24 protein-coding genes and 3 pseudogenes are annotated in these 24727 nt (G+C 61.4%); 16 read left to right on the top strand and 11 right to left on the bottom strand.

What is annotated here, in order from left to right; translation table 11 throughout:
* Positions 1–265 precede the first annotated feature (265 nt).
* From GXN78_RS33215 to GXN78_RS33230, 4 genes are read left to right on the top strand one after another with little or no spacing between them, the layout of a single operon-like run.
* Positions 266–1261 (top strand): 3-keto-5-aminohexanoate cleavage protein, encoded by a 996-nt coding sequence (locus tag GXN78_RS33215; RefSeq protein WP_106560901.1) that lies wholly within the window; start codon positions 266–268, stop codon positions 1259–1261.
* Positions 1258–2925 carry an AMP-binding protein gene (locus GXN78_RS33220; RefSeq protein ID WP_106560900.1) on the top strand — a complete coding sequence of 556 codons (1668 nt, stop codon included), beginning with the start codon at positions 1258–1260 and terminating at the stop codon, positions 2923–2925. The genes GXN78_RS33215 and GXN78_RS33220 overlap by 4 nt, the downstream gene beginning before the upstream one ends.
* Positions 2926–2942: 17 nt before the next feature.
* A complete protein-coding gene (locus GXN78_RS33225; RefSeq protein WP_106560899.1) occupies positions 2943–3626 on the top strand; it encodes a VOC family protein in 684 nt (227 codons plus the stop codon).
* A gap of 28 nt (positions 3627–3654) precedes the next feature.
* On the top strand, positions 3655–4644 hold the full coding sequence (locus GXN78_RS33230; protein WP_106560898.1) for a tripartite tricarboxylate transporter substrate binding protein: 990 nt from the start codon (positions 3655–3657) through the stop codon (positions 4642–4644).
* Positions 4645–4949: 305 nt separating this feature from the next.
* Here GXN78_RS33230 and GXN78_RS42290 read toward each other — a convergent pair whose 3' ends face one another.
* Positions 4950–5540: a short-chain fatty acyl-CoA regulator family protein gene (locus tag GXN78_RS42290; protein ID WP_308812455.1), complete on the bottom strand. Its 591-nt coding sequence runs from the start codon at positions 5538–5540 to the stop codon at positions 4950–4952.
* Positions 5541–6201: 661 nt separating this feature from the next.
* Here GXN78_RS42290 and GXN78_RS33240 point away from each other — a divergent pair.
* A complete protein-coding gene (locus GXN78_RS33240; protein WP_239142993.1) occupies positions 6202–6744 on the top strand; it encodes a MarR family winged helix-turn-helix transcriptional regulator in 543 nt (180 codons plus the stop codon).
* A 16-nt stretch (positions 6745–6760) separates the two neighbouring features.
* On the opposite strand, the pseudogene GXN78_RS33245 reads toward GXN78_RS33240, so the two are convergent.
* The 7 genes and pseudogenes from GXN78_RS33245 to GXN78_RS33275 form a co-directional block, all read right to left on the bottom strand.
* Positions 6761–8186: pseudogene (locus tag GXN78_RS33245) on the bottom strand (NAD(P)(+) transhydrogenase (Re/Si-specific) subunit beta).
* A gap of 2 nt (positions 8187–8188) precedes the next feature.
* Positions 8189–8512 (bottom strand): NAD(P) transhydrogenase subunit alpha, encoded by a 324-nt coding sequence (locus tag GXN78_RS33250; protein WP_106560896.1) that lies wholly within the window; start codon positions 8510–8512, stop codon positions 8189–8191.
* 32 nt (positions 8513–8544) lie between these two features.
* Positions 8545–9674, bottom strand: a pseudogene (locus tag GXN78_RS33255) (Re/Si-specific NAD(P)(+) transhydrogenase subunit alpha).
* Positions 9675–9794: 120 nt separating this feature from the next.
* Positions 9795–10076 carry a hypothetical protein gene (locus GXN78_RS33260; protein ID WP_106560895.1) on the bottom strand — a complete coding sequence of 94 codons (282 nt, stop codon included), beginning with the start codon at positions 10074–10076 and terminating at the stop codon, positions 9795–9797.
* Positions 10077–10146: 70 nt separating this feature from the next.
* Positions 10147–11334, bottom strand: coding sequence for an acetyl-CoA C-acyltransferase family protein (locus tag GXN78_RS33265; RefSeq protein ID WP_106560894.1), 1188 nt, complete (start codon positions 11332–11334; stop codon positions 10147–10149).
* A 58-nt stretch (positions 11335–11392) separates the two neighbouring features.
* Entirely contained in the window at positions 11393–11986 is a 594-nt protein-coding gene (locus GXN78_RS33270) for a 2-hydroxychromene-2-carboxylate isomerase (RefSeq protein ID WP_106560893.1), read from the bottom strand.
* A gap of 19 nt (positions 11987–12005) precedes the next feature.
* Positions 12006–12773, bottom strand: a complete 768-nt coding sequence (locus tag GXN78_RS33275) for an SDR family oxidoreductase (RefSeq protein WP_239142994.1) — start codon at positions 12771–12773, stop codon at positions 12006–12008.
* A gap of 331 nt (positions 12774–13104) precedes the next feature.
* On the opposite strand from GXN78_RS33275, the gene GXN78_RS33280 reads away from it, so the two are divergent.
* The 11 genes from GXN78_RS33280 (at position 13105) to GXN78_RS33330 (ending at position 23068) form a co-directional block, all read left to right on the top strand.
* Positions 13105–13839: an SDR family NAD(P)-dependent oxidoreductase gene (locus GXN78_RS33280; protein WP_106560892.1), complete on the top strand. Its 735-nt coding sequence runs from the start codon at positions 13105–13107 to the stop codon at positions 13837–13839.
* Positions 13840–13879: 40 nt separating this feature from the next.
* Positions 13880–14602, top strand: a complete 723-nt coding sequence (locus GXN78_RS33285) for a glutathione S-transferase family protein (protein WP_106560891.1) — start codon at positions 13880–13882, stop codon at positions 14600–14602.
* Positions 14603–14671: 69 nt separating this feature from the next.
* Complete coding sequence (locus tag GXN78_RS33290) at positions 14672–15871, top strand: CoA transferase (protein WP_106560890.1); 1200 nt, start codon at positions 14672–14674, stop codon at positions 15869–15871.
* A gap of 29 nt (positions 15872–15900) precedes the next feature.
* Positions 15901–17085 carry an ABC transporter substrate-binding protein gene (locus GXN78_RS33295; RefSeq protein WP_106560889.1) on the top strand — a complete coding sequence of 395 codons (1185 nt, stop codon included), beginning with the start codon at positions 15901–15903 and terminating at the stop codon, positions 17083–17085.
* Positions 17086–17118: 33 nt separating this feature from the next.
* On the top strand, positions 17119–17997 hold the full coding sequence (locus GXN78_RS33300) for a branched-chain amino acid ABC transporter permease (RefSeq protein WP_106560888.1): 879 nt from the start codon (positions 17119–17121) through the stop codon (positions 17995–17997).
* Complete coding sequence (locus tag GXN78_RS33305; RefSeq protein WP_219910129.1) at positions 17994–18971, top strand: branched-chain amino acid ABC transporter permease; 978 nt, start codon at positions 17994–17996, stop codon at positions 18969–18971. Before GXN78_RS33300 ends, GXN78_RS33305 begins: the two co-directional genes overlap by 4 nt.
* On the top strand, positions 18938–19732 hold the full coding sequence (locus GXN78_RS33310; RefSeq protein ID WP_106560887.1) for an ABC transporter ATP-binding protein: 795 nt from the start codon (positions 18938–18940) through the stop codon (positions 19730–19732). Before GXN78_RS33305 ends, GXN78_RS33310 begins: the two co-directional genes overlap by 34 nt.
* A 21-nt stretch (positions 19733–19753) precedes the next feature.
* Positions 19754–20479: an ABC transporter ATP-binding protein gene (locus GXN78_RS33315; RefSeq protein WP_106560886.1), complete on the top strand. Its 726-nt coding sequence runs from the start codon at positions 19754–19756 to the stop codon at positions 20477–20479.
* 46 nt (positions 20480–20525) lie between these two features.
* Entirely contained in the window at positions 20526–21239 is a 714-nt protein-coding gene (locus tag GXN78_RS33320) for an NAD(P)H-dependent oxidoreductase (protein WP_106560885.1), read from the top strand.
* A 15-nt stretch (positions 21240–21254) separates the two neighbouring features.
* Positions 21255–22103, top strand: coding sequence for a CmcJ/NvfI family oxidoreductase (locus GXN78_RS33325; protein ID WP_106560884.1), 849 nt, complete (start codon positions 21255–21257; stop codon positions 22101–22103).
* 41 nt (positions 22104–22144) lie between these two features.
* Positions 22145–23068: a hypothetical protein gene (locus tag GXN78_RS33330; protein WP_106560883.1), complete on the top strand. Its 924-nt coding sequence runs from the start codon at positions 22145–22147 to the stop codon at positions 23066–23068.
* A gap of 178 nt (positions 23069–23246) precedes the next feature.
* On the opposite strand, the gene GXN78_RS33335 is transcribed toward GXN78_RS33330, so the two are convergent.
* From GXN78_RS33335 to GXN78_RS33345, 3 genes and pseudogenes are all read right to left on the bottom strand, one after another.
* Positions 23247–23705, bottom strand: coding sequence for a (2Fe-2S)-binding protein (locus GXN78_RS33335; protein ID WP_106560882.1), 459 nt, complete (start codon positions 23703–23705; stop codon positions 23247–23249).
* 11 nt (positions 23706–23716) lie between these two features.
* Positions 23717–24301 (bottom strand): annotated as a pseudogene (locus tag GXN78_RS33340) (molybdopterin cofactor-binding domain-containing protein); the annotation flags it as partial.
* A gap of 59 nt (positions 24302–24360) precedes the next feature.
* Positions 24361–24711 carry a DUF6788 family protein gene (locus GXN78_RS33345; protein ID WP_106561495.1) on the bottom strand — a complete coding sequence of 117 codons (351 nt, stop codon included), beginning with the start codon at positions 24709–24711 and terminating at the stop codon, positions 24361–24363.
* Between the last annotated feature and the right edge of the window lie 16 nt (positions 24712–24727).

Here is a 24727-nt window from a genome sequence, read left to right on the forward strand (position 1 = left end):
GCAGCGTGATCGATGTCGTGGTGCCCGCAGCGCCGGGAAGCACAGCCCCGCGACTCGCAAACGGCCTTGTCGACTCTCGGCACATCTGGATCTCGGCGCGCGACGAACAAGTGCGACACGACGAACGTGACGCCCTACGCGCGTGGGCACGCAATGCGGTGGAAGTCATGCGCTTACGGTGGTCTGTTTCCGGTGCGGCCTGCCCCTGCTGCTGAATCCGGAATTTTCATTCTTCTTAAACAGCTTTCCTATAGGAGATCAAGCAATGACTAAAGTGAACTGGGACAAGGTGCAAGCGGGTGTTGACCGCGAGCGCAACAAGATGCTCTGGCGTCCTTATGGTGCGCCACAGATTCTCAATCTGGAGAACTCGGCACTCCACGACGCACCCATCTCCGTGCCGTGGGACATCCCTGAAAAGCTGGTCGTCTCAGTGGCCATCACCGGTGCATTCTTCAGGCATGACCAAAACCCGCACCAACCGCTCACGCCTACCGCGATCCGCGACTCAGCTATGGAAGTGCTCGATGCCGGAGCCAGCACGGTGCACATCCACGTCCGAGATGACCAGGGATACAACGTCGTCTCGCTGGAGCGTTTCCGCGCAGTGATTGACCCGCTGAAGAAGAAGTACCCGGACCTCGCCGTCGACGGCTGTTTGGTGCCCGCCCTTGATGGGGAGTGGGACGAGATGAAGCGTGTGCTGGACTCGAAACTGCTCGATGCCGCTCCGGTGAACGCCACCGCGACTTACATCGGTGATTCGCTGTTTGCCAAACCTGCGCCCATACTCATGGAGAAAACCCGGCTGATCGCCGAGTCGGGAGCTGTTCCTGAGATCGCTGTCTATACCGACGGCGACGTGTCCAACGCCGATCGATTCCTCATTCGTAGCGGCCTCATCAAGACGCCGGCTGTCTGGCTGGTGCTTCCCGCATTGCCTGGCTGCAGCCCTATGGACAACCCGCGTCAGATGATCGAAGGTCTCACGCGTTCGGTGGGGGCCATCCGTGATATTGATCCCGATGCCTTCATCATGGTTTGTGCTGCCGGACGTGCTGCGATGTACGTGGCAACCATGGCCGCTCTCATGGGGCTGCACATTCGCATCGGAATGGAGGATACATACTGGCTGTGGCCGCATCGCGACGACCGCATTGAGTCCAACTTGCAAGCTTACGGCGTCGCCTCGAAGCTGGCGGATGTGGTCGGCCGGCCGGTCGCAACACCGGCCGACTACCGAAGGATGATCGGCGCATGAGCTCCGCCGCCGGCATCCCGCAGCGCGGGGACTTTGACAAAATGCCCCGGACGACGCCCGATGGTCAGCATTGGCACGTCCCGCCGCAGGTAAATCGAGTCGCTGACGTTAGCGTGTTTGGCGACCGGCGAGTTCCAGTGTACGAGAGGCGCCCTCGCAGTTACGACGCGATGTTTCGCGCGTCGGTCGCGCGCGCTCCACATGCCGAGGCGGTGGTCTGCGGCGATCGGCGCCTGACTTACGCAGAACTAGACTCGTTGATAGAACGCACGGCTTTTGGTCTGAAGCAAGCTGGCTTGGCGAACGGCCAGCGTGTGGCAGTCATGCTGGACAACCGGCTCGAGTACGTTGTGGCTATGCTCGCCTGCGTTCGCGCCGGTGGAGTGGCCGTCCCGATGGGAACACGTCTCGGGCCAGCCGACGTGGCTCACATAGTGTCCCACTGCGAGCCGGCCTTCGTCGTTACGGCGCACGACTGGGCGGATCGATTCCCTTTGTCATCTTCAGTTCAACGCACGTGGCTGGTGTCGGATTCAGACAGAGAGAAGGACTTCGAGCGCCTCGCTGACGCGCCGGCAACGGTCCTGCCCGAACTGGCCGAAGAAGACACGATGATGATCGTGTACACGTCCGGTACGACGGGAAAGCCGAAGGGGGCGTGCCTCACTCACCTGAATTTCGCCCATACCTGCCTGCACTACCTCTACGCATTGGGCATTGACGCCCCCCAGCGTGCACTGCTGGTCGTGCCAGGCACGCACATTGCGGGCTTCGGCCCGGTGCTTTCGGTCACGCTTGCGAGCGGGGGCGCCCTCGTGCTGATGCGCGAGTTCAAGTCGACTCTTGTTCTCCAGGTACTGGAGCGCGAGCGCATTACTTACTCGGTGATGGTGCCTGCCATGATCCAGCTCTGCCAGATGGATCGAACACTCGGCGAGCGCGACCTGTCCGCCTGGCGCTACTGCATCTACGGCGGCGCCATCATGCCAGCGGCGGTGATCGGGCGCTTCTCGGAGGTGCTGCCCAGTCTCCAGTTGGTGAATGCCTACGGGGCGACTGAAACCTGCGCGGTGTGCAGCATGATGCCGGCCGAACTCACCGCGCAAACTCCCGACAGCGTTGGTCTGGTGCTGGAGTGCGATGTCATCATCATCGTAGACGAGCAAGGGAATGAAGTTCCCCCCGGGACCAGCGGCGAACTTCTGGTCAGCGGCCCCAACGTGTTCCCGCGCTACTGGAACGACCCCGATGAAACGGCGCGTGCATTCCGCAATGGCTATTGGCGAAGCGGTGACATCGCGAAGAAGGATTCGGCTGGCCGTATCTACGTGCTTGACCGCCTCAAGGACATGATCAACCGTGGCGGCTTCAAGGTCTTCAGTGCCGAGGTGGAGAACTCCCTGCTGCAACACCCGGGTGTTGCCGACTGTGCAGTGGTTGGTGTTCCGGACCCGGTTCTTGGAGAGAGGACCTTCGCTTTGGTGCAGTCGAAGGACGCAGCCACGACGAGCGAAGAGTTGGCTGCGTTCCTGGCCGCCCGCATTGCGGATTACAAGCGTCCGGACTTCTGGAAGCTCACGTGCGAGCCGCTTCCACGCAACCAGAATGGCAAGCTCCAGAAGAACCAGGTCAAAGCTCTCGCGCAGCACGAATTCGGCGCGTGACTGGACGGACAGGCTCCATGGACCTTGCTAAACCTGGCCTCGATGTCGGCATGTTCACCGAACGGCTGGATTCCCAAACTGCGTTCTGGAGCGACGTGGCGAAGCTTCCCTCTGAGGCGATGCAGAAGCTCGGCGACGGCATCCATCAGCACCGGTTTGTAGCCGGTATCAGCGTAATCAAGGTGAACAACTCGCGTCACGCCTTGACCGGGCAAGGAAGTGGGATCGCCGGCATCTCCCTGATCCGAAAAGGTCTGCCAAGGTGCATCGTCGTGCGCGACCCGGATGGCCAACCAGTCATGCTGCAGCCGGCTGCAGACGGCGATCATGTGGAGCTTGTAGTGCACCTGGAGGTATCCAACCTTGCAGCGCATCAGGCGTTTTGGCATTCCGTCATGCAGTTGCCCGCTTGCGGCGACGGGTACTTGTGCGGCACTACCAAGTTGCAACTGAAAGAGACCGACACGCCGCGGCGCCCCCAGAGTTGGAAGGTGCGCGGATGGAGCTACCTGACGGTGCAGGTGCGCGATTGCGTGAGCGAACACGCTGCCGCACTGCGCAGGGGCGCACGCGAAGGGGAGCCGCCCCGACTCATAGGTGACTCCGCAGTCATCTCGTTTGTTCGAGACCCCGACGGGAACTTCATCGAGTTATCCCAGAAAGCCGAGTTGGTCGGACCCTTTGGGTCTGCCCCGCATTGACCGCCCTCATCAACCAGGAGACAAGCTCATGACAAACCGCAATTCACTCTCGCGTAGATCGGCCGTACAGACGCTGGCTGCGCTCTTCAGCCCCCCAGCTCTCCCGTCGTGGAGTCAGTCAGCCCGGTCGATATCGCTGAAAGTGGCATATTCGGCCGGTGGTCCCGCCGATACCGCCGCGCGGCAGATGCAGGTTCCCTTGCAGGCCGCGCTGGAACAGACGGTCATAGTCGAGAACGCGCCCGGCGCAGGAGGCTCGCTGGCGACAATGGCCTATCTCGCCACGCCTCCCAATGGAACGACGTTGCTGGTCTTGACAGGCAACGACGCGGTTCTCAACCCGCTGTCACTGAGCTCCGCAAAATACAGGTCCGAACACTTGCGACCGATCCACCCGCTGATCGTTTCGGAATTCGTGCTTGTGACCGGCAACCCTCAGCCCCCAAGCGGGATCGATGCGTTAGTCGCTCACGCAAAGGCGGCCCCCAAAGAACTTTCGTTCGGCAACTGGGGCATTGGATCTTCTCCGCACCTCATCACCGAAGACCTGCGCGCCCAGACCGGCATCAAGCTCCTGGACGTTCCGTATAAGGGGGTGGCCCCGATGGTGCAGGATCTCATCGGTCGACAGCTCGATTACGCATTCCTTCCACTCGCCGGGACGACGCAGGGAATGATCGAGAGCGGCAAGCTGAAGGCGGTTGCAATGGCGTCACCCACGCGCACCGTCAATCTGCCCGACGTCCCGGCGGCGGGCGAGAGCAAGCTCCTGAAGGGCTTCGACTATACCGTCTGGCCTGGCGTTTTCGTTCATGCTGCCACCCCGGAAGCCGTGGTCAAGAAACTGCATCAGCACATCTCGACGATCGTGGGCAGTGCGGCCTATCAGAAGTGGTCACGTGAGACGGGCAACAAGTCACTGTCGGCGATGTCACTCAACGAGGTGACCGCTCTTTACGCGTCCGAACAAAGCCGCAGCAAGCGCTTGGCCGCGGCCATGAAACTCGCGCCGCAGTAAAGGGCCCACGATGCGCAGCGATTGGCCAGGGTCGGAGCCCGCATCGGAGCCTGAGATGACCTTTATTTTCTGCGCCGACCACTCCATCTACTGGCTACCGACCGACCAGCTTCCGGAATACCTTCGTGGGCAGTGGTATGGGATCGCGTTGGCCGCCATGGCTGGCGTAGCCTTACTTGCGTGGTTGGAGATTTGGGGCTAGGGCAGCGCTTCAACGACTGCCTCTCAATGATCGGATCGATGACGTTTAGGCTTGAGTCAAGGTGTTCATCTCCGCTGCGTGCGCACAGGAAGCTTCGGTTTCATCAGGCGCCGGGCTTCCGATCAATCTGCTTCGCATTGGCATATGGCGCGAACTGGCGCAAGTCTTCGCTGACCTGCAGTTCTCGGCCAATGGCCGGGAAGGCACGTTGAGCGCAGTTCTCCCGATCGCAGTCCTTGCAATCTGCGCCGATCGGCGTTGCGGCGCCGGGGGTGTTGTCGCCGACGCGGCGTGCGTTGATCGTGGACACGCCGTGCACATCTAACAGATGTCTTCGCCGCCCGCAGCCGGCGGCGCCTGCCTTGTCGCAGTGCAGTTGCTGGAACAACAGCTCGGCGCGTTCGTCGAGCACGGCCATGTGGTTGTGTCGTTCGTAGAAGAAGTCACGTACCTCCTCGTACGGCTGCAGTGGGGTCAACGGCTCGGTCGCGCGCCGGGCTTGCGTGGGCGCCTGATCATCATTGCTGCCTTCGGCCTGGCCAGAGGACCAGATTGCGGGTGCCAGCCCAACCTGGTGTTCGTGGACGAGGACAACCGGATTGAGGAGGAGCGCCGCCTCCAGCGAAGCTGTTCCTGCCTGCACGCGCCAGCGGCACTGATTTCCTTTACTTCCAACGGCCTGCGGCCGCTCCACGGATCGGACTTGAACATGCCAAACGCTTCCGCCCCACCGACCTGTGCACGCCCTACGGCACGCTGCCGGTCGTCTCGCCGCCGTCATCGCGCAAGCCTCCGAGCCTGCCGCACCTGGCGGACCTGCACGCGCGCGGCGAGAAGGAGCGTCATGCTGATCGCCTACGACGCACCTTCGCCGCCGTGGCCGATGCCGCGGGTGTGGAGTGCCTGTCTCGCGGACTGCGCGGTGCCCCCGGGGCAACGCGTAGCCGATCTCCGATCTGCCTTTCGGCAACTGAGACCGTGCGCTTCTTGGTGAACGAGGCATTCCGGCGTGCGCGCAACCTCGGGCTCACGCCGCAGACGGTGCATGCGCTGGGCGGCTACTGTGTACAGAGCAAAGAGGACGAGGCGGGCGACGCGCCGAAGATTGTCCAGCGTGGCCGAGGCTACCTCCAAGCGGCGCCGCCAACCGGTCGTCCACGTGCAAGCGCCTTTCGGTGGGTCGGTAGCCAGTGCTGCAAAGCTTAAGGGTCATGCGCGCTTGGCGGCTCAAAATGTACAGGGAGTCCTCAAAAGTCGACCTTTGCGTCTCAGTGGCCCTCGAAATGGCCTGAACTTGAGTTTTGGATATGGTGTAGTAAGATGTGTATACACGTTGTTTATGTGGAGATATCCGCTTGACGAATCCGTTGCCAGTCCAAGAACGCCCTGATGTACCTGGAGCGCGAAGCGCGCGCAAATCCAAGGAGGCAGACCTGCTTGAGCAATGCGCGCTTTTTGATCTTCACAGGGCTTCGAGAGTGTTGACCACTCTCTACAACTCGCACCTGCGGTCCACGGGTATGACGATGGCCCAGTTCACGCTGCTGAGAAACATTGCTGCGCTGTCACCCGCCGGGGTCACCCAAATCGCAGATGCGATGCTGATGGATCGCACGAGCGTCACGCGTCTGATCGAACCTTTGATCAAGAGTGGATACCTGATTTCGAAGCCGGGTGAGGACGATCGGCGGATCCGAAACGTCAGCATTACCCAGGAAGGGCTTGATGCTTTGGCGCGCACTCATCAGGCGTGGCGGCAGGCACAGAAGGAGCTGTATGACATCATCGGTCCTGACCAGTGGATTGTTGTGCGCCGTGCCTTGAGGGATACGGTACACATCGTCCGACATTGGCAGCAGGACTTAGGCAAAGAGGGCGGACGCGAACTGGCGGCCTGACGAGGGGTCTCGATCGTCATTCGATCGCCTTGCCCATGTCCTCGACCACCTTCTTGGCGTCGCCAAAGACCATCATGGTCTTATCCATGTAGAACAGCTCGTTGTCCAGACCGGCATAACCCGCAGCCATCGAACGCTTGTTCACGATCACCGTTTTGGCCTTGTACGCCTCCAGGATGGGCATGCCGTAGATCGGGCTGCCCTTGGTGAGCGCCGCCGGGTTCACCACATCGTTGGCGCCCAGGATGATCGCCACGTCGGCCTGCGCGAACTCGCCGTTGATGTCTTCCATCTCGAAGACCTGGTCGTAGGGTACTTCCGCTTCGGCCAGGAGCACGTTCATGTGCCCCGGCATGCGCCCGGCCACCGGGTGGATCGCGTACTTCACCGTCACGCCCTTGTGCGTGAGCTTCTCGGCCAGCTCGTTGACCGCGTGCTGGGCCCGCGCCACCGCCAGGCCGTAGCCCGGTACGATGATCACGGTGTCGGCATTGCTCAGCATGTAGGCCGCGTCGTCCGCGCTGCCGCTCTTGACCGGCCGCTGCTCCTTGGCCCCGCCCGTGGCCGCGGCCGTCTCGCCGCCGAAGCCGCCCAGGATCACGTTGAAGAACGAAACGGTTCATCGCCTTGCACATGATGTAGCTCAGGATCGCACCCGAGGAGCCCACCAGCGAGCCGGCGACGATCAGCATCGCGTTGTTCAAGCTGAAGCCGATGCCGGCCGCGGCCCAGCCCGAATAGCTGTTGAGCATCGAGACCACCACCGGCATGTCGGCGCCGCCGATCGGGATGATGATCAGCACGCCCATCACGAAGGACAGCAGCACCATCAGGAAGAAGGCGGTCCAGCTCTCGGTGAAGACGAACACCAGGCCGAGCGCGATGGTCAGCAAGCCCTGTGCCAGGTTCAGCATGTGCTGGCCCTTGAACTGGACCGGCGCGCCCTGGAACAGGCGGAACTTGTACTTGCCCGAGAGCTTGCCGAAGGCGATGACCGAGCCGCTGAAGGTGATGGCGCCGATGGCCGCGCCCAGGAAGAGCTCGAGCCGGTTGCCCGCGGGGATGAGCTCGCCCTTGGCAACGATGCCGAAGGCCCAGGGCTCGACCACGGCCGCGACGGCGATGAAGACGGCCGCCAGGCCGATCATGCTGTGGAAGAAGGCCACCAGCTCGGGCATCTGGGTCATCTCGACGGTCTTGGCGCGCCAGGCGCCGTAGCCGCCGCCGACCACCAGGCCCAGCAGCACCCAGGCCATGCCGATGGCCTTGCCGTCGGAGAGCTGCACGATCAGCGCGGCGGTGGTGAGGATGGCGATGGCCATGCCGGCCATGCCGAAGAGGTTGCCGCGGATGGAGGTGGTGGGGTGGCTCAGGCCCTTCAAGGACTGGATGAAGCAGATCGAGGCGATCAGGTACAGCAGGGTGACGACGTTCATCGACATGGTCAGTGGCCCTCCGCCTTGGCAGGGGCCGCTTTCTTGTCCTTCTTCCTGAACATCTCGAGCATGCGCCGCGTGACGAGGAAGCCGCCGAAGACGTTGACCGCGGCCAGCGCCACGGCCAGCACGCCCATGGTCTTGCCGAGGCCCGTCTCGGTGAGCGCGGCGGCGAGCATGGCGCCGACGATGACGATGGCCGAGATGGCGTTGGTCACGGCCATCAGCGGCGTGTGCAGCGCGGGCGTGACGGTCCAGACCACGTGGTAGCCGACGTAGATGGCCAGCACGAAGATGATCAGGTTGATGACGGTGTGGGACACGGGATCCATGAGCTTCTTCTCCTCGCTTGTCTTGCTGACTGCTATTTCTTGGTGACTTGGCCGTCCTGCGTCATGCGGCAGGCGGCGACGATGTCGTCTTCGAGGTCGATGTTGAGCGTGCCTTCCTTGCTCACGATGAGCTTCAGGAAGTCGAGCACGTTGCGCGCGTAGAGCGAGGAGGCATCGGCGGCGACCAGCGCGGGCAGGTTGGTTTCGCCGACGATGGTGACGCCGTGCTTGATGACGGTGCGGTCGGCCTCGGACAAGGGGCAGTTGCCGCCCACGCCCTCCGGGCCCTTGCCGGCGGCGATGTCGATGATGACGGAGCCCGGCTTCATCGACCTGACCATGTCTTCGGTGATGAGGGTGGGCGCGGCGCGGCCGGGGATGAGCGCGGTGCTGATGACGATGTCGGCGGCAGCGACGCGCTTGGCGACTTCGATCTTCTGGCGGTCCAGCCAGCTCTGGGGCATGGGCTTGGCGTAGCCGCCGACACCGACTGCGGCTTCCTTCTCTTCATCGGTGTCGTAGGAGACTTCGATGAATTTGCCACCGAGGGATTCGATCTGCTCCTTGACCGAGGGGCGTACGTCCGAGGCCTCGATGACGGCGCCGAGCCGCTTGGCGGTGGCGATGGCCTGCAGGCCTGCAACGCCGACGCCGAGGATCACGACGCGCGCCGCCTTCACGGTGCCCGCGGCGGTCATGAGCATGGGGAAGAAGCGCTGGTATTTGTCGGCGGCGATCATGACGGCCTTGCAGCCGGCGATGTTGGCCTGGCTGGAAAGCACGTCCATGCTCTGCGCGCGGGTGGTGCGCGGCGCGGCCTCGAGGGCGAAACCGGTGAGACCGGCGCTCGCGATTCTCTGCAGGCCATCGGCATCGAAGGGGTTGAGCATGCCGATGACGACGCTGCCGGGCTTCATGAGCGCCGCCTCGGCGTCGCTGGGCGCGCGTACCTTGGCCACGATCTCGCAGCCGAAGGCGCCTGCCGCATCTGTGATCTCGGTACCCGCTGCCTGGTAGGCCGCATCGGTGACGCTGGCGGTAACGCCGCGCCGGACTGGACGCGCACGGTATGCCCCTGCGCAGTGAGTTTCTTGGCCGTCTCCGCAGTGACGGCCACTCGGGTTTCGCCTGGCGCAGTTTCGGCCGGCACACCTATCAGCATGTTGTGTATCTTCTTAGTGCGATGCGCCAAGCAGCTATGTACCTATCCACACCTGATCAATGAAACTCCACGCCACGTCCACGTGGACCGGTGAGTGAGGCTGCCAAACGGTTGGGCCCTTCAGTGTCCATCACGATGCCAAGTCGATGATGTGCACGGCATGGCAGCGTCGCAATGCGCATCCGAACCGCGCCGCAAGCCAAGCATTTCGACACTGCGCTTCTGTAGCAACTCTGAGTCACTCCTCAGAGCACGTTGCAGGCACTCGTCGATGTAGGCCTTGTCGCTCTGCAGGCGTGACAGATCGACCCACCAGCCCATGCCAGCCATCAGCCATTTGAAGTCGACCAGATTGAAAAAGCGGTCGCTTCCATCCAGGTCTTTGATGTGTGCCGTACTCATAAGTACAACAACCTCCAGGGCCGATCACGCGTTGCCGGCGCCGTTAGAGCGCTGGGGGCGTGTTGCGGAACTACGCGCGTTCATAGACTGCTGCGATCCCCTGTCCTCCACCAATGCACATGGTCGCCAGGGCATACCTACCTCCGATGCGCTGCAGCTCATGCACGGCCTTGGTCGAAATGATCGCTCCCGTTGCGCCAATCGGATGGCCCAGCGAGATGCCGGAGCCATTGGGGTTGACCTTCTCAGGATCGAGATCAAGCTCGTTGCTGACCGCGCATGCCTGCGCCGCGAACGCTTCGTTGGCCTCAATCAGCGACAGGTCCGCGACCTTAAGCCCAGCGCGCGCCAGTGCTTGCCGTGCGGCCGGCACCGAGCCGATTCCCATGATCAGCGGATCTACGCCGGCGTGGCCGTAGGAGACCAACCTTGCCAGCGGCTTCAGGCCGAAATCTTTCACAGCCTGTGCACTCGCAAGCACTAGCGCTGCTGCGCCGTCGTTGACGCCAGACGAGTTGCCGGCAGTCACCGCACCATCTTTCTTGAAGGCAGCCTTCATCGAGTTCAGTACAGCAACGGTCGTTGCCGCCTTGACATGCTCGTCTATGTCGAACATCACCAATTTCTTCTTCTCAGAGATTTCCACAGGCACCAGCTGGGTCTTGAAGCGACCGTCAGCGATGGCCCGCGCGCCGCGTTGGTGACTGGCCGCCGCAAGCTCGTCCATCATCTCTCGCGTCACGCCGTACTTGTCCGCCACGTTCTCGCCGGTCACTCCCATGTGAATGCCATGGAACGGGTCGTGGAGCACGCCGACCATGTAGTCGAGCATCTGCGTGTCACCCATGCGGCTGCCCCAGCGCATCGCCTTGCTCAGGTAAGGACCGCGGGACATGGACTCTGCACCTGCTCCGATCGCGATCTCGCAATCACCAAGCATGATGGACTGTGCGGCGGAGATGACAGCTTGAAGGCCTGATCCACAGAGCCGGTTGACATTGAATGCTGGGGTCCCCTCCGGAAGTCCGGCGTTGATCGCCGCAATACGGCTGAGATACGCATCGCGCGGTTCGGTCGGAATGACATTGCCTAGCGCAACGTGCCCGACGCTGTCCAATGGAACCGAACTCCGCTCAAGCGCTGTCTTCATGACCAGAGTGGCAAGATCGGCCAGCGGCACATCTCGCAGGCTCCCGCCGAAAGTACCAATGGGGGTACGCAGGGCGGAAACAACGAATACTTCTCGGCGGTTGCTCATAGAAAAATCTCCAATCGGTTTGAGAGGGGGGACAACGACATGGCGAACGTCGACTTGCTCAGCGAGTCGCAGCCACCAGTTCCTCGACGAACTGCACCCGGTCTTGGCCGAAGAACATCTGCGAGCCTACAAAGACTGTCGGCGCACCAAAGAGACCTCGCTTGCTCGCTTCTTCTGTCGCTGCTTTGAGTGAGTCCTTGACGGCCGGCTCCTGCGTCGCTTCGATGATCCTGCGTCCGTCGAGTCCCGCATCCTTTAGCGTCTGGGCGATGACGGCGACGTCACCGAGATTCTTCGCGTCCACCCACATGGCCTTGAAGATCGCATCCGAGTAGGGAACCAGAAACCCCTCGCGCTGGGCGTACATAGCTCCGCGCATCAGATGCAGTGTGTTGATGGGGAAATGCGGATTGAACTGGAACGCAACGCCATAGCGCTTCGCGAAGAACTTCATGTCTTCCAGCATCCAGTCGCGCTTCGCCGGGATCTCCATCGGCGAGCGGTTCTGCGTTGCCTGGTAGACGCCACCCAGAAGGAACGGCTTGTAGTTGATCGTTGCACCGGTGCGCTTCGCCACCCCGGGCATCTGAACGTAGGCAAGATAGCTGGTCGGGCTGCCATAGTCGAAGAAAAAGTCGATGATGCTCATGATCTGGTCTCCTTGTCTGTGGTCAAAAATTGGTGATGGGCTCTAGCCAGGGGCGAAGGTCAAACTCGAAGGTCCACGCGCTGCGCTTTTGTTGATGGACGAGCCAATAGGTGTCAGCGATATCGTCTGGCGCGAGCAAGCCATCGGCCGGACGCTGGGCGACAAGCTCAGGAAAGCGCTCGCGCACAAAGGGTGTATCAATCGGCCCGTCGATCACGGGGTGCACGACGTGGATGCCCTGCTTGCCAAGCTCGCGTGCCATGCTCTGCGCCAGGGAGCGCAGGCCATGCTTGGCGCCCGCGAACGCGGCGAAGCCCTCCGCGCCCCGGATGCTGGCTGTGGCGCCGGTGAAGAAGATCGTCCCGTGGCCGCGGGGCACCATGTGTTTTGCAGCCTCCCGACCGGTGAGAAAGCCAGAGAAGCACGCCATCTCCCAGACCTTGTAGTACTTCTGAGCCGTGGTCTCGCGGATGTTGAACTGCACGTTCGCGCCAATGTTGAACACAACGATCTCGATGGGGCCAATGTCGCGCTCGATGGATTCGAACAGCGCGATCACTTGCTCTTCCTTCCGAGCGTCGCATCCGAACGCGTGAGCCTTTCCGCCTTCCGAGGTGATGCTGTCCACTAAGGGAGCGAGTTGATCCGCGTTGCGACGGGCAACGCAGACCTCGAAGCCTTCGCGTGCGAATCGCCGCGAAAGGGCAGAGCCAAGACTGTCACCGGCGCCGACGATCAGCGCTGTCTTTGGCTTTTGTGGGCTGCTGTCTGGTGAAGTAGGGGTATTCACGGGGTACTGTCTCCTTGTATATAGGTGTGTACGCACCTATCATATTTGTACCGAAGCGAATTTGCAATCCCATGAAACCGAAAACCGTAGGCGTATACCCCAGATCAGCAGTCGGGAGACTGCGCGGATTCGGGCTCCAACTGTCGCCGCCGGAACGCGCGTTTCAGCTTGGGCGGTTCGCTGCTCGGCGTTCCGTCGAGCCATCAGCATCGCCCGGGCATTTGGTGGGTCTGCAGGCTGGTCCGTGCGAGTCGGCTGCGCCGATCCGAAGTGCGCAGATCGACTGAGAAGCGCGTAATTTCAACTGGTAAGTTTTCTCTCGGAGACATCAATGACTGCAAATGACAAACCAATTACCGTCGTCGCCGGCGTGGGCGAAGGTGTGGGTGGCGGGATCGCACGCCGGTTCGCCAAAGCTGGGCATCACGTCATCATGCTGGCGCGCAGCGAAGACAAGCTTCAAGGCTACGCAGAAGAGATTCGCTCGAATGGCGGCACCGCGACCGGTATGAAGGTCGACCTGCGCTCCGAGCAGGAAGTGATCGAGGCGCTCAACCGGATCGAGAAAGACGCTGGTCCGGTCAGCGTGGCTGTCTACAACGCCGGCGCTCAGCACCGCAAGCCGCTGCTGGACATCACTGGAGATCAGTTCGAAAAGGTTTGGCGCCTCGGCTGCTTTGGCGCATTCGTCTTTGGGCGAGAGTCGATAAGGCACATGGTGACGCGCAGATCCGGCACTTTGCTGTTCACGGGAGCCACTTCGGCGCTGCGCGGTGGGCCTCACTTCGCGGCCTTCGCGTCCGCCAAGTTCGGAGTGCGCGCCATATCACAGAGCATGGCGCGAGAGTTCGGCCCCCAGGGAATCCACGTGGCGACCGTCATCATCGACGGTGCGGTCGACATGCCCGCGATCCACAAGATGATGCCTGACCTGGTCAAGTCGCTGCCGCCTGACGGAATGCTCAAGACGGACGCTGTGGCGGAAGCCTACTTCCAATTGTCCCAGCAGCACCGCAGTGCCTGGACCCTCGAACTCGACGTGCGGCCTTACAGCGAAAAATTCTGAGAGGCCTGCAACGCCCCTGCGTCAAATAAAGGAGACAAAAATGACAAAGATTGACCTGACTCTGTGGGGTATGGGAACGGTACGCAATCTCCGCGTCCACTGGATGCTCGCGGAGATGGGCCTGCCTTATACATTCCACGCGGTGCACCCTCGTGGCGGGCAGACGCAGGACCCCGAGTTTCTGAAATTGAATCCACGGCACAAGGTTCCCGTCATCCGCCATGGTGACTTGGTGCTCACTGAGAGCGCCGCGATCATTGCCTATCTAAGCGAGGCGTTCGACCCCCCCGCAGGCTTTCACGTCCCGCGCGATGCGCGTGGTCGTGCAAAGCTCAACGAATGGTCGTACTTCATCATGACCGAGTTCGACGCCCATACGCTTTACGTTATCCGTCGCCACACCACTTTCAAGAGCCTGTACGGCGAGGCGCCGGTGGCGGTGAAAGCTGCCGAGGAATACTTTCTCGACCAGCTCTTCGCGATCACACCACTGATCAACGCGGGGGAGGCGCAGTTCCTCCTCGGAGACAAGATGAGTACGGCTGACATCCTCTTGGCGACCTGTCTGGACTGGGCTGTGGAGTATGAGATCGAAATGCCGAAACCGATTTGCGAATACCACCAGCGGCTGATCAACCGCGCGGCCTACAAGGAGGCCTTGAAGCGGGCCTTCTGTGACCCGTCGAGCGTGCCGCTACTGGTGAGGCCCAACTCGGGTCTTTTCCAGATGCCGCTGCCCGTTTCCGGCGGTGCCCCGCACTGACTCGCGATCCAAACTATTCCAACCTAACGGTGCCGCAGCGCGGCACCAGTGCATGACAGGAGAAAGCAGATGTCCGGACCATTGAGTGGTGTGAAGGTGCTCGATCTTTCGAGCGTTGTATCTGGGCCATTGGCCGCAATGCATCTCGCCGACCAGGGCGCAGAGGTCATCAAGGTCGAGCCGCCGGGTGGCGACATCAACCGCCGCAGTCGCCAGAAGATCAGTGCGAACGGCGAATTCTCGGCACTCTTCGTATCCACAAATCATGGTAAGCGTTCGATTGCCCTTGACCTGAAGAAACCCGAGGCCATGGAAGTGTTGGGCGAACTGATCAAGCGCTCGGATGTCCTGATCCAGAACTTCCGCCCGGGAACGATGGAGCGTCTGGGTATCGGCCCGGAAGACGTCAAGAAGATCAATCCGCGGCTCATCTACGTCTCGATCAATGGCGTTGGCACTTCCGGCCCGTACGTCAAGAAGCGCATCTATGACCCGATGATCCAAGCGCTCTCCGGACTTGCCGACATCCAATCCGACCAGAAGACCCAGCGTCCCCAGATGATCCGAACGATTCTGGCCGACAAGACGACCTCGATCTTCACGGCCCAGGCCATCACCGCCGCGCTCTACGCGCGCGAAAAATCGGGCAAGGGGCAGCACGTGCAGCTGTCACTGCTCGGGACGATGCTGTCCTTCCTCTGGCCCGAGGCGATGATGCAGTACACCGTCGTGGGCCGGGAGAAGACAGCCGCAGCCACCAATGCAGGGCCCGACCTTGTCTTTGAAACAACAGATGGCTACATGACAGTCGGCACCATCACCGACGCGGAATGGCAAGGCTTCTGCGACGCTGTCGAAAGGCCCGATCTCAAGACGGACGAGCGATTCAGCACGGCCGAGCGACGCTCGCTCAACTCGGCGACGCGCATCGACGCCATGGCCGCGATCCTCAAGGGTCAAGCCCGGGATCTCTGGCTAGAGCGCCTCGACAAGGCGGACGTGCCGTGCGCACCAGTGTTGCGGCGCAGCGAGATTGTCGACAACGCACAGGTGCTTGCCATGAAGCTGATTGAAGGCTTGGAGCAGCCAGAGGTTGGTGCTGTCCGGCAGCCCAAGCCGGCCGCCGAGTTTGACGGCACGCCTTCGGCCATTCAAGGCCCTGCTCCCGGCATCGGAGAGCACACCGACGTGATTCTCGCCGAGCTGGGATTCGATGCCGCACGTATCGCCCGCCTCAAGGAAGCCGGCGCAGCGAAAGCACCAGCCTGAACGTCCGACAAACATCAAAGGAGACAACCATGAAAAAGCTGACCATGACCTTCGCCGGCCTCATCCTGGGCCTTGCCGCCGCGGCGGTGCAAGCGCAGCCCGTGAAGATCGGCCTGCTGCTACCGTACCGCGGTGCGTACGCATCTGGCGCGGCTACCGCCGATAAGGGCTTCGAGCTCGCGGTGCAGGAGGTCGGCGGGAAAGTTGCCGGAAGGCCCATCGAGATTGTGCGGGCCGACGATGAACTGACCCCCGCGGTCGGGGTGCAGAAATTCAATAAGCTGATCCACTCGGACAAGGTCGACGTCGTTGCCGGCGTGATCCATTCGGGCGTGGCCATCGCGCTGACCGAACTGGCCGAGAAATCCAAGACGCCGCTCGTGGTTGGGCTCGCGTTCGCCGATGAGATCACCGGCAAATTCTGCAACCCCTACGTCGCACGCACTTCGTACAGTGCCAACGCCTACCACTACGCGGCCGGGCAATACTGGGCCAGGCAGGGGATGAAGCCAGCGGTCACGCTCGGTCCGGACTACGCCGCAGGACGGGCGTTCCTGAATGCGTTCAAGCGCGGTTTCGAAGACGGCGGCGGCAAGGTCAGCAGCCAACTCTGGAGCCCGTTCCAGACCACCAAGGATTGGAGCGGCTATCTGGCGACTGCAAAGGCGACCGGTGCCCAGTTCATCTATTCGTTCTATGCGGGCGCCGAAGCCGTCCAAGTGGTCAAGCAGCATGCGGAGTTCGGCATGCGCTCCACCATGCCGCTGATCGGCGATCAGTTCCTGTATGACGAAACCCTGTGGCCGGCTTGGGGCGACCTCGTGATTGGAACCAAGCACGTCACGATCCACACGCCGGACATTCCCAGCGATGCCAACAAGGCATTTGTCTCGGCCTATACAAAGAAGTACGGCGCGGCCCCCGACGTCTACGCGGCGCTTGGCTACGACAATGCGAGAAGCATCATTCTGGCGCTCGAAAAGGTCAACGGAAACTCGAAGGATGGTGCCGCATTCATGCGGGCGCTCAACACTGTTTCGTTCGCAGCACCGCGGGGCCACATCAAGTTCAACAAGGACAATGACGCCGTTCTCGAGAAGCTCTACCTTGTCGAAGTGGTCAAGGGAGATGACGGAAAGCCTGTGCGGAAGATGCGTGACAGCCTGCCAGGCGCGGCCGATCTTCCGGGATGCACGAAGCCAGTTGCGCCCTGACCCTGTCCGGCATACCTCGATCGGAGTCTCCAGGTGGATCTGTTTCTATTCACGCTTCTCAACGGGCTGCAGCTCAGCATGCTCGTCTACATGCTCGCCGTTGGCTTGACGCTGATCTTCGGATTGATGAACGTTCTGAACCTGGCCCACGGCGCCTTCTACACGCTGGGTGCCTACGCGGGATACGTGGTCGCCAAGGCCACCGGCTCGTTCTGGCTCGCTCTCCTTCTCGCTCCACTCTTACCATTCACGCTCGGAGTGCTATTTCAGCGGCTGGTGTTGCAGCCATTGAGCGAAAAAGGCCGATCAGCGCATCTGGACCTGGCGCTGCTGACGTTCGGCCTGCTGTTCGCCACGGCGGGAACTGTGGAGGTCGTGTTCGGCTCGGACTACTACTCGCTGGCGATCCCGCCGCTGCTCAATGGAGGCGTCAGTCTGCTGGGATTCACCTATCCCGTCTACCGTCTCTTCGTGATCGGGGCGGGCTTGGCGTGCGCCGTGTTTGTCTGGGCGTTGCTGGAGCGCACGCTGATCGGCGCAACGGTTCGTGCCGGTGTCGATGACCGCGAGATGGTGAGCGCGATGGGGGTGAACATCCGCTGGGTTTTTGCGCTGGTGTTTGGGTTGGGCTGCGGCCTCGCAGGGCTTGGCGGCGTGATCGCCGCGCCGATTCTCAGCATCTACTCGCAGATGGGTGTGAGCATCCTCGTCCTCACCTTTGTTGTCGTTGTGCTCGGGGGACTCGGCAACGTGCGCGGCTCTTTCTATGCAGCGATTGTGGCGGGCATGCTAGATACGTTCGTGCAAACCTACTGGCCCGACGTGCAAATGTTTGCGCTCTACGCGCTGCTGGTCGTCATCATGACGTTCAAGCCCGCCGGCCTGTTCAAGAAAGAAATGAGGCAGGCGTGAAGAATCCACTTTCCTTGGCGGCAGCTGCAGCTTTGATCATCGCAGCCATTGGGATGTCGCTCACGAACTCCTATGCGACGACGCTTGCCATCGAGATATTGATCGCTGGCGTTTTCGTCAGCGGGGTCAACCTTCTACTTGGTTACACGGGCCTTGTTCCCCTAGGCAACGCTATGTTCGTCGGGCTCGGCGCTTATGGTTACGCCGTCCTGACCAAGCTACTGGACGTCCCGATATGGGCGGCTTTCCCGCTGGCCGTTCTGATCGTGTTGCTCTTGTCGGTGATTGTTGGCTTCATCTGCACGCGCACGCGCGAGGTCGAGTTCCTCTTGATCACGCTGGCGTTCTGCCAGATGTTCTATGGACTTGCGGTGAAGTCCAAGCCCACAGGAGGCACTGACGGACTGACGGGCCTGTCGCGGCCGGACCTCGGCTGGCTGGGTGTCAGCGCGGATGCACCGCTTGTGTTCTATGCCTATGTAGCAGTCGTCGCGGCAGTCATGCTATTCCTGCTGTGGCGCATCGTGCGTTCCCCATTTGGCAGCGTGCTCGTTGGCATCAGGGAGAACGAGCGTCGCGTGCAGGCCATGGGCTACGGTGTTACTTACTACAAGGTGGGCGCGTTCGTGATTGCCGCTGTCTTCGCCGCCGTGTCAGGCGTTCTGAGCGCTCAGTACTCCTACTTCGTTAATCCAGAAATGATGACGTGGCAGGTGGGCGGCGAGGCAGTCTTGATGGTGATCATCGGCGGGCGCCGCTACTTGTTCGGAGGGCTCGTCGGTGCGGCCATTTTCATTCTGGCAAAGCAAGGCCTCAGCATGCTCACCGAGAACTATCTGATCTTCTTCGGTCTGTTCTTCATGCTGGTCGTCGTCTTCCTGCAGGACGGTGTGCTAGGTCTGCTGGACAGCAAACAAACGTCTCATCGGAAGGATGGCAAATGGTGGAAAACGCGCTTGAAATCCGCGGCTTGAACAAGTCGTTCGGGGCGCTGAAGGTCATCTGCAACTTCGACCTCAGCATCCCTACCGGCGCTCGTCACGCCATCATCGGCCCCAACGGGGCGGGCAAGACGACACTGTTCAATCTTGTCACAGGGTGGGTAAGGCCAACATCGGGTACGGTGCTGGTGCACGGTCAACCGCTCGAAATGAAGAGTCCGCAGGCGATCGTGCGCGCGGGCTTTGCGAGGTCTTTTCAGCGCAACATGTTGATGGAAGGCCTGACCGTTCTGGAGAATCTTAGGCTTGCGTGCCAGGCGTTCAGCGCATCCCGGTGGCAGATGTTCCAGCGAGCAAGCGGTTGTCCTGATGTTGTCAAAAAGGCGAAGTCCATCGCCGAGCGGCTGGAGCTTGACAACGTGCTCACGAGACTCGTGCGCGAGCTCTCCTACGGACAGAAGCGGCAACTTGAGGTCGCGATTGCACTCTGCGCGGAGCCGCGCATTCTGCTGATGGACGAACCAGCCGCAGGTACCTCGCCGTCCGAGCGCAAACAGCTCATTGCATTGATCCGTGGCCTGTCCTCCGATCTCACCCTGCTTCTGGTCGACCATGACATGGATGTCGTATTCGAACTGTGCGGACAGATCACGGTGCTCAGCTATGGCAAGGTACTCGCGTCTGGCGACCGCGAAACCGTGAGCAATAACCCGAGCGTGCGCGAGGCTTACCTTGGCAAGCACGCGCGCGACCGCCAACCGCAGGCCGCTTCAGAGAACAGCGCGGTCCACTGATCGAACTAGAGGAGCCTCCACATGCTGCACGTCGACGCATTGCATACCTACTATGGCGACAGCCACATCCTTCACGGCGTGAGCCTGAACGTCGGCGCAGGGGAGTGCGTGGCACTGCTTGGACGCAATGGCGCGGGTAAGACGACCACGCTCAAGACCATACTCGGGCTCGCGACCGCCGCCAGGGGGAAGGTATCTCTCAAAGGGGTCGACATCACAAACGAACAGACCTTCCAGATCATCCGCCATGGTATCGGGTACGTGCCTGAGCACAGGGGCATATTCCCAACCCTGACCGTCGGCGAGCATCTTCGCCTGGCCGCTTCCAGTAAGGTAGCAAGGATCGGTCGAACGAAGTCACAACGCGTCAGAACCTACGTCACGGACGATGTGCTGAAGATGTTTCCGCGCATTGCCGGGAAACTCGACAATTTCGGTAGCCAACTCTCCGGCGGCGAGCAGCAAATGCTCGCAATAGCCAGGGCGCTGCTAGCAAACCCTGCGCTTCTGGTTCTTGACGAACCGAGTGAAGGACTGGCGCCGGCCATCGTCGATTTTCTCGAGGAACGATTGCTGGAAATAAAACGGGGTGGCACGCCGATCCTGGTGGTCGAACAGAATTATTACCTGGCGACGGCACTTGCCGATCGCGTCTACCTTCTTAGCCAGGGAGAGGTGAAGTTCAGCGGCACCACGGACCAATTGGCCGCGGCCGATCAGATCCGAGCCACCTATCTCAGCGTCTGAGTCTGGACAACCATCAGGACAGCGTTGGCTTCCTAGGAGCAAACTCATGAATGTACTTATCGTCCACGCGCATCCCGAGCCGGGATCCTTCACCACTGCGATGAAGGATCTCGCGGTCGAGACACTCACCGGTGCCGGGCACCGTGTCGTGGTATCCGACCTCTATGCAATGCACTTCGATCCTATCGCAAGCGCAGGCGATTTCGAGAGTCGGGTCAACGCCGACTATCTCGTTTATGCGCTGGAGCAGCGCAACGGGGATGCTTCCAAGACACTGGCGCCGGATATCCAGGCGGAGTTGGACAAACTGGTAGCGGCGGATCTGGTCATATTCAGCTTTCCAATTTTCTGGTTCTCAACGCCCGCGATTCTGAAAGGATGGATCGACCGGGTGCTGGTTTCAGGGCGTTGCTACGGCGGCATGCGGTTCTACGACCGTGGTGGACTCGCCGGAAAGAAGGCTTTGGTGGCGTTGACGCTCGGCGGACAGTCGCACATGTTTGAACCCGATGGGGTGCATGGGCCACTGGAAGAGATGCTCAAGCATCTTCTTCGTGGAACGCTGGGTTACGTCGGCTTCGATGTTCTGCAGCCCTTCATTGGATGGCACGTTCCCTATGTAAGCCAGGAAACACGCGTTGCGCTCCTCGAAGAGTATCGAGACCGGCTGCTCAACCTCGAATCCGAGCCGCCCATGGATTTCCCGACCCTCGGCGACTTCGATGAACTGCTGCGCCCTGTCCGCCGGGTTGCCAGCTAGGCAGGAGCTGCCATCATGCATTCGAGAACGCATTCTGCCGACGGTCAGGATAGCGTTTCCGCCCAGATCAGCTATCTCGTACCGATGAAGGACAAGCCGACGACATATGTTTGCGATCCGCCGGCGGGCAAACCGGCGCTCAATGCGACGTATGAATGGCAGCCTGCGGTTGTGCGCAATGCGAGGCCGCTGCGTGCTCGACTCTCGCTCGAACACGAAGGTTTTCTGCTCGCGGATCACACCAGTGCGACGTCGAATTTCTGGGACGACTCGCTCGTGCGTTCGGTCTACTTCCCGGAGGTTGAAGAGCTCGTCCGATCTCTCACCGGCGCACGCGAGGCGCTCGTCTTCGATCACACTCGCAGGCGCCGCACGGGCCGCGGGCCGCTGAACGGCAATCAACTCACCTTCAGCGACGTCCGTGAGCCAGTGGGTAAAGCGCATGCAGACTTCACCGCCCGGTCGGCGGTAGCAAGGTTGAAGTTGGAAGTGGGAGCGCGAGCGGCCGAGCTGCAGGCCGGTAGATTCGCCATCATCAATGTGTGGCGGCCCCTGAATCGCGCTCCGATTCTTGATGCGCCTCTTGCTGTTCTCGATGCTGGAAGCATGCATGCCGAGGACCTAGTGGCAAGCGATCTGATTTATTCAGACCGGATCGGAGAGACATACAACCTCACCTACTCGCCCACCCATCGCTGGCACTATTTCCCTGAACAAAATAGGAACGAGGCGATCGTATTCAAGAACTTCGATAGTCAAAGCACCGCACCGTTTGCCCCTCATACGGCGTTCGACGATCCCCATGCTCCGCCCGACGCGCCTTTGCGCGAAAGCATTGAGGCACGTGTGTTCGCGTTTTTCTAGTTCAGCGTCTCCCTCGCGCGCCGCATGATCCTGACTGCGACATGTCCCGCGAATCATCGCGCTTCACGTTCGGTGACTGCGTCGGAGCTCAATCTGCGGAGCGCCAAGCCGTGCTAAAAGTCGCCCTGCTTGGGATCGCCGTGCGGGCGGAGGAGCTGCGAGATGCCATTCGACGCCACGCGGGGGGCACCGCTGGAGAGATAGTAGGTTGGGCCGACCCTGCCGACGACGCCGCAGATGATTCATCGCATGGTGTGCTCGGCTTGATACTTCGGTCTCAGCCAGATGTCGTCCTCGAATGCGCCGATGCACGTGCAGTCCGTCGCTACGCGCCGGCCCTCGTGAAGACCGGCATCCCGCTGGTGATTACGTCCGTTGGCGCATTGATCGGAAGAGATGCAGCTTGCGTGCATGCAGCGCCAGGAAAGGTGAGCTTCCTGCCGCATAACATGCAGGCGTACGCGGAGCTCTTCTCGTTTCGAACGAAAGTTAGCGGCACTCTGACATATCAGGCCCGGAAGTCTCTTGAACAATGGCTCGGTGAAACGAGCTGGGCAGAGTGGCGAGGACTTGAAGCGTTGGATGAGCCCGTTTGCTTCTATCGGGGGCCCGCGGATAACGCTGCTCAGTTGTTTCCGCTGCATGCGGCAGAGTGGGCGTCGGCAGCCTTGGCGGTAGGCATGAGCGCCTTGAGCACCGAGCTCTGGATCGATTCATCGGGGCTGGGCGATGGGGCCGTGTTCGCCGGGCACAAGCAGTTAACAGCACCTCCTGGTTTGTCGGCTGGTGCCGAAGAATCTGACCGCTGGGCAGCGGGCCTCATTGACCCTGCACGGCGCGTGCCGCTTCACTTGGCTGTGGAGGCGATCGACCAGATGCCGCTTGGTGGATGTCCTTCTTTCTTGGCCGCCGACCTTTCTCCGTTGGAGACGAATTCATCGAACGATGTTCCGAAAGCTCTGTAGTGGTCTGCGCCCGACTATCTCCACACACTCGATGCGCCACAGAGCTCGTCCAAAGGATCTGGCCGCCAGGATCCACTCCGTGATCGTCGAAAACCGCGGTTGTGCCGCCGGTTGTCAATGGCTGGTCGAGTCACGGGATGGGATGTCAGCATCGTCTATGCTGACATGCGCCAATGTGCTATCCCAGCATCGCCGCAGCCGCCTTGATGGCTTCGCGGATGCGACCGTAGGTGCCGCAGCGGCACACGTTTTCGATTGCATCGATGTCGGCGTCAGTCGGGTTGCGGGTGCGCCGCAAGAGGTCGACTGCCGCCATGATCTGTCCCGGTTGGCAGAAGCCGCATTGCGGCACGTCGAGGTTCATCCAGGCCTGCTGTACCGGATGCAGCGTGTTGCCGTTGGCCAGGCCCTCGATGGTCGTCACCTGCCGGCCGCGCACGTCGGCCACCCGCGTCGAGCACGCGGTGACCGCCTTGCCGTCCACGTGGCAGGTGCACGCCTTGCACACGTTGATGCCGCAGCCATACTTCGGGCCAGTGACGCCGAGTTTGTCACGCAGCACCCACAGTAGCGCCATGTCGTCGGGCGCCTCGACGTCAACGTTGCTGCCGTTCACCTTAAAAGATTGCACAGGCATGGTAGGGCTCCTCAGGCGGGGACCGGCACAGTGACCGGCGTGGGCAGCTTGCCCGGGGGGACGGGGGTGAAGTCGACCGGGAAATTCAAGGGGAAGCTGCGCGGCTTCCGACCGGTGGCGCGCGCATAGGCGTTGGCGATCGCGCCCGAGCTGGCCGATAGACCGACCTCTCCCAGGCCGCCGATCGCTTCGCCGCTGCTGGGGGGCATGATGATGATCTTCACGTCCTTCGGATAGTTCTTCATGCGCGCGAAGTGGTATTGCGAGTAGCTGCCTTCCAGCGGCAGACCGTTCTGAATATGCAGGCCGGCCGTCAGCACGATGGAGATCGATTCGCACAGGCCGCCCTGCATCTGCGCCTCGATGCCCGAGGGGTTGATGGGCGTGCCGACGTCGATCGCGATGGTGGCGCGAGTCACTTTGGTGTCGGTCGGTACCCATGCGTCGATCTCGACGATGCAGGCCGTGAAGGACTTTGACTCCTGGTGCACGCCCACGCCCTGCGCAAAGCCCGCCGGCATGGCTTTGCCCCATTGCGCCGCCTCGGCTACCGCCTTCAGCACCGCGCGTGCGCGCGGCAGGCGCAAGTACTCGAGGCTTACTTTCCGCAGGTCGGCAGACGCATTTGCGCGTAATTTCCTGACGCCCGGGAAGATCAGGGTTGGCGCGGTGCTTCCAGGTCGATGAGGCGCTCGGTCTGCTCCTCCCACGCCCGCATGAGCTTCTTGGCGTGGCGTTGGTTGTCTATGGCCTGCTGCAGCAAACTGGCCTGCTCGGGCGTGACCACGCGGTGCACAAGCTTGCCGTCCCTGAGGTGGCCCCATTCGTAGTACGGACCGTGCCGCGCCGAGGGGTCCTGGGCGCAGCGGCAACTCGGCCTGCCGCACACCTTCGTGCGCTTGTGCAGCGTGCCGGAGCACAGGTATTCGATCTCGGTGAGCGCGGCTCGGATGCGCCCGATCTTCTCGCGGGTTTGCTCAATGCGTTGGGCGACTGAACTCGGCATAGGCTCTTGACGGGTG

It is taken from the genome of Variovorax sp. WS11 (assembly GCF_010499245.1).
In the GTDB taxonomy this organism is placed as follows: Bacteria; Pseudomonadota; Gammaproteobacteria; order Burkholderiales; family Burkholderiaceae_C; genus Variovorax.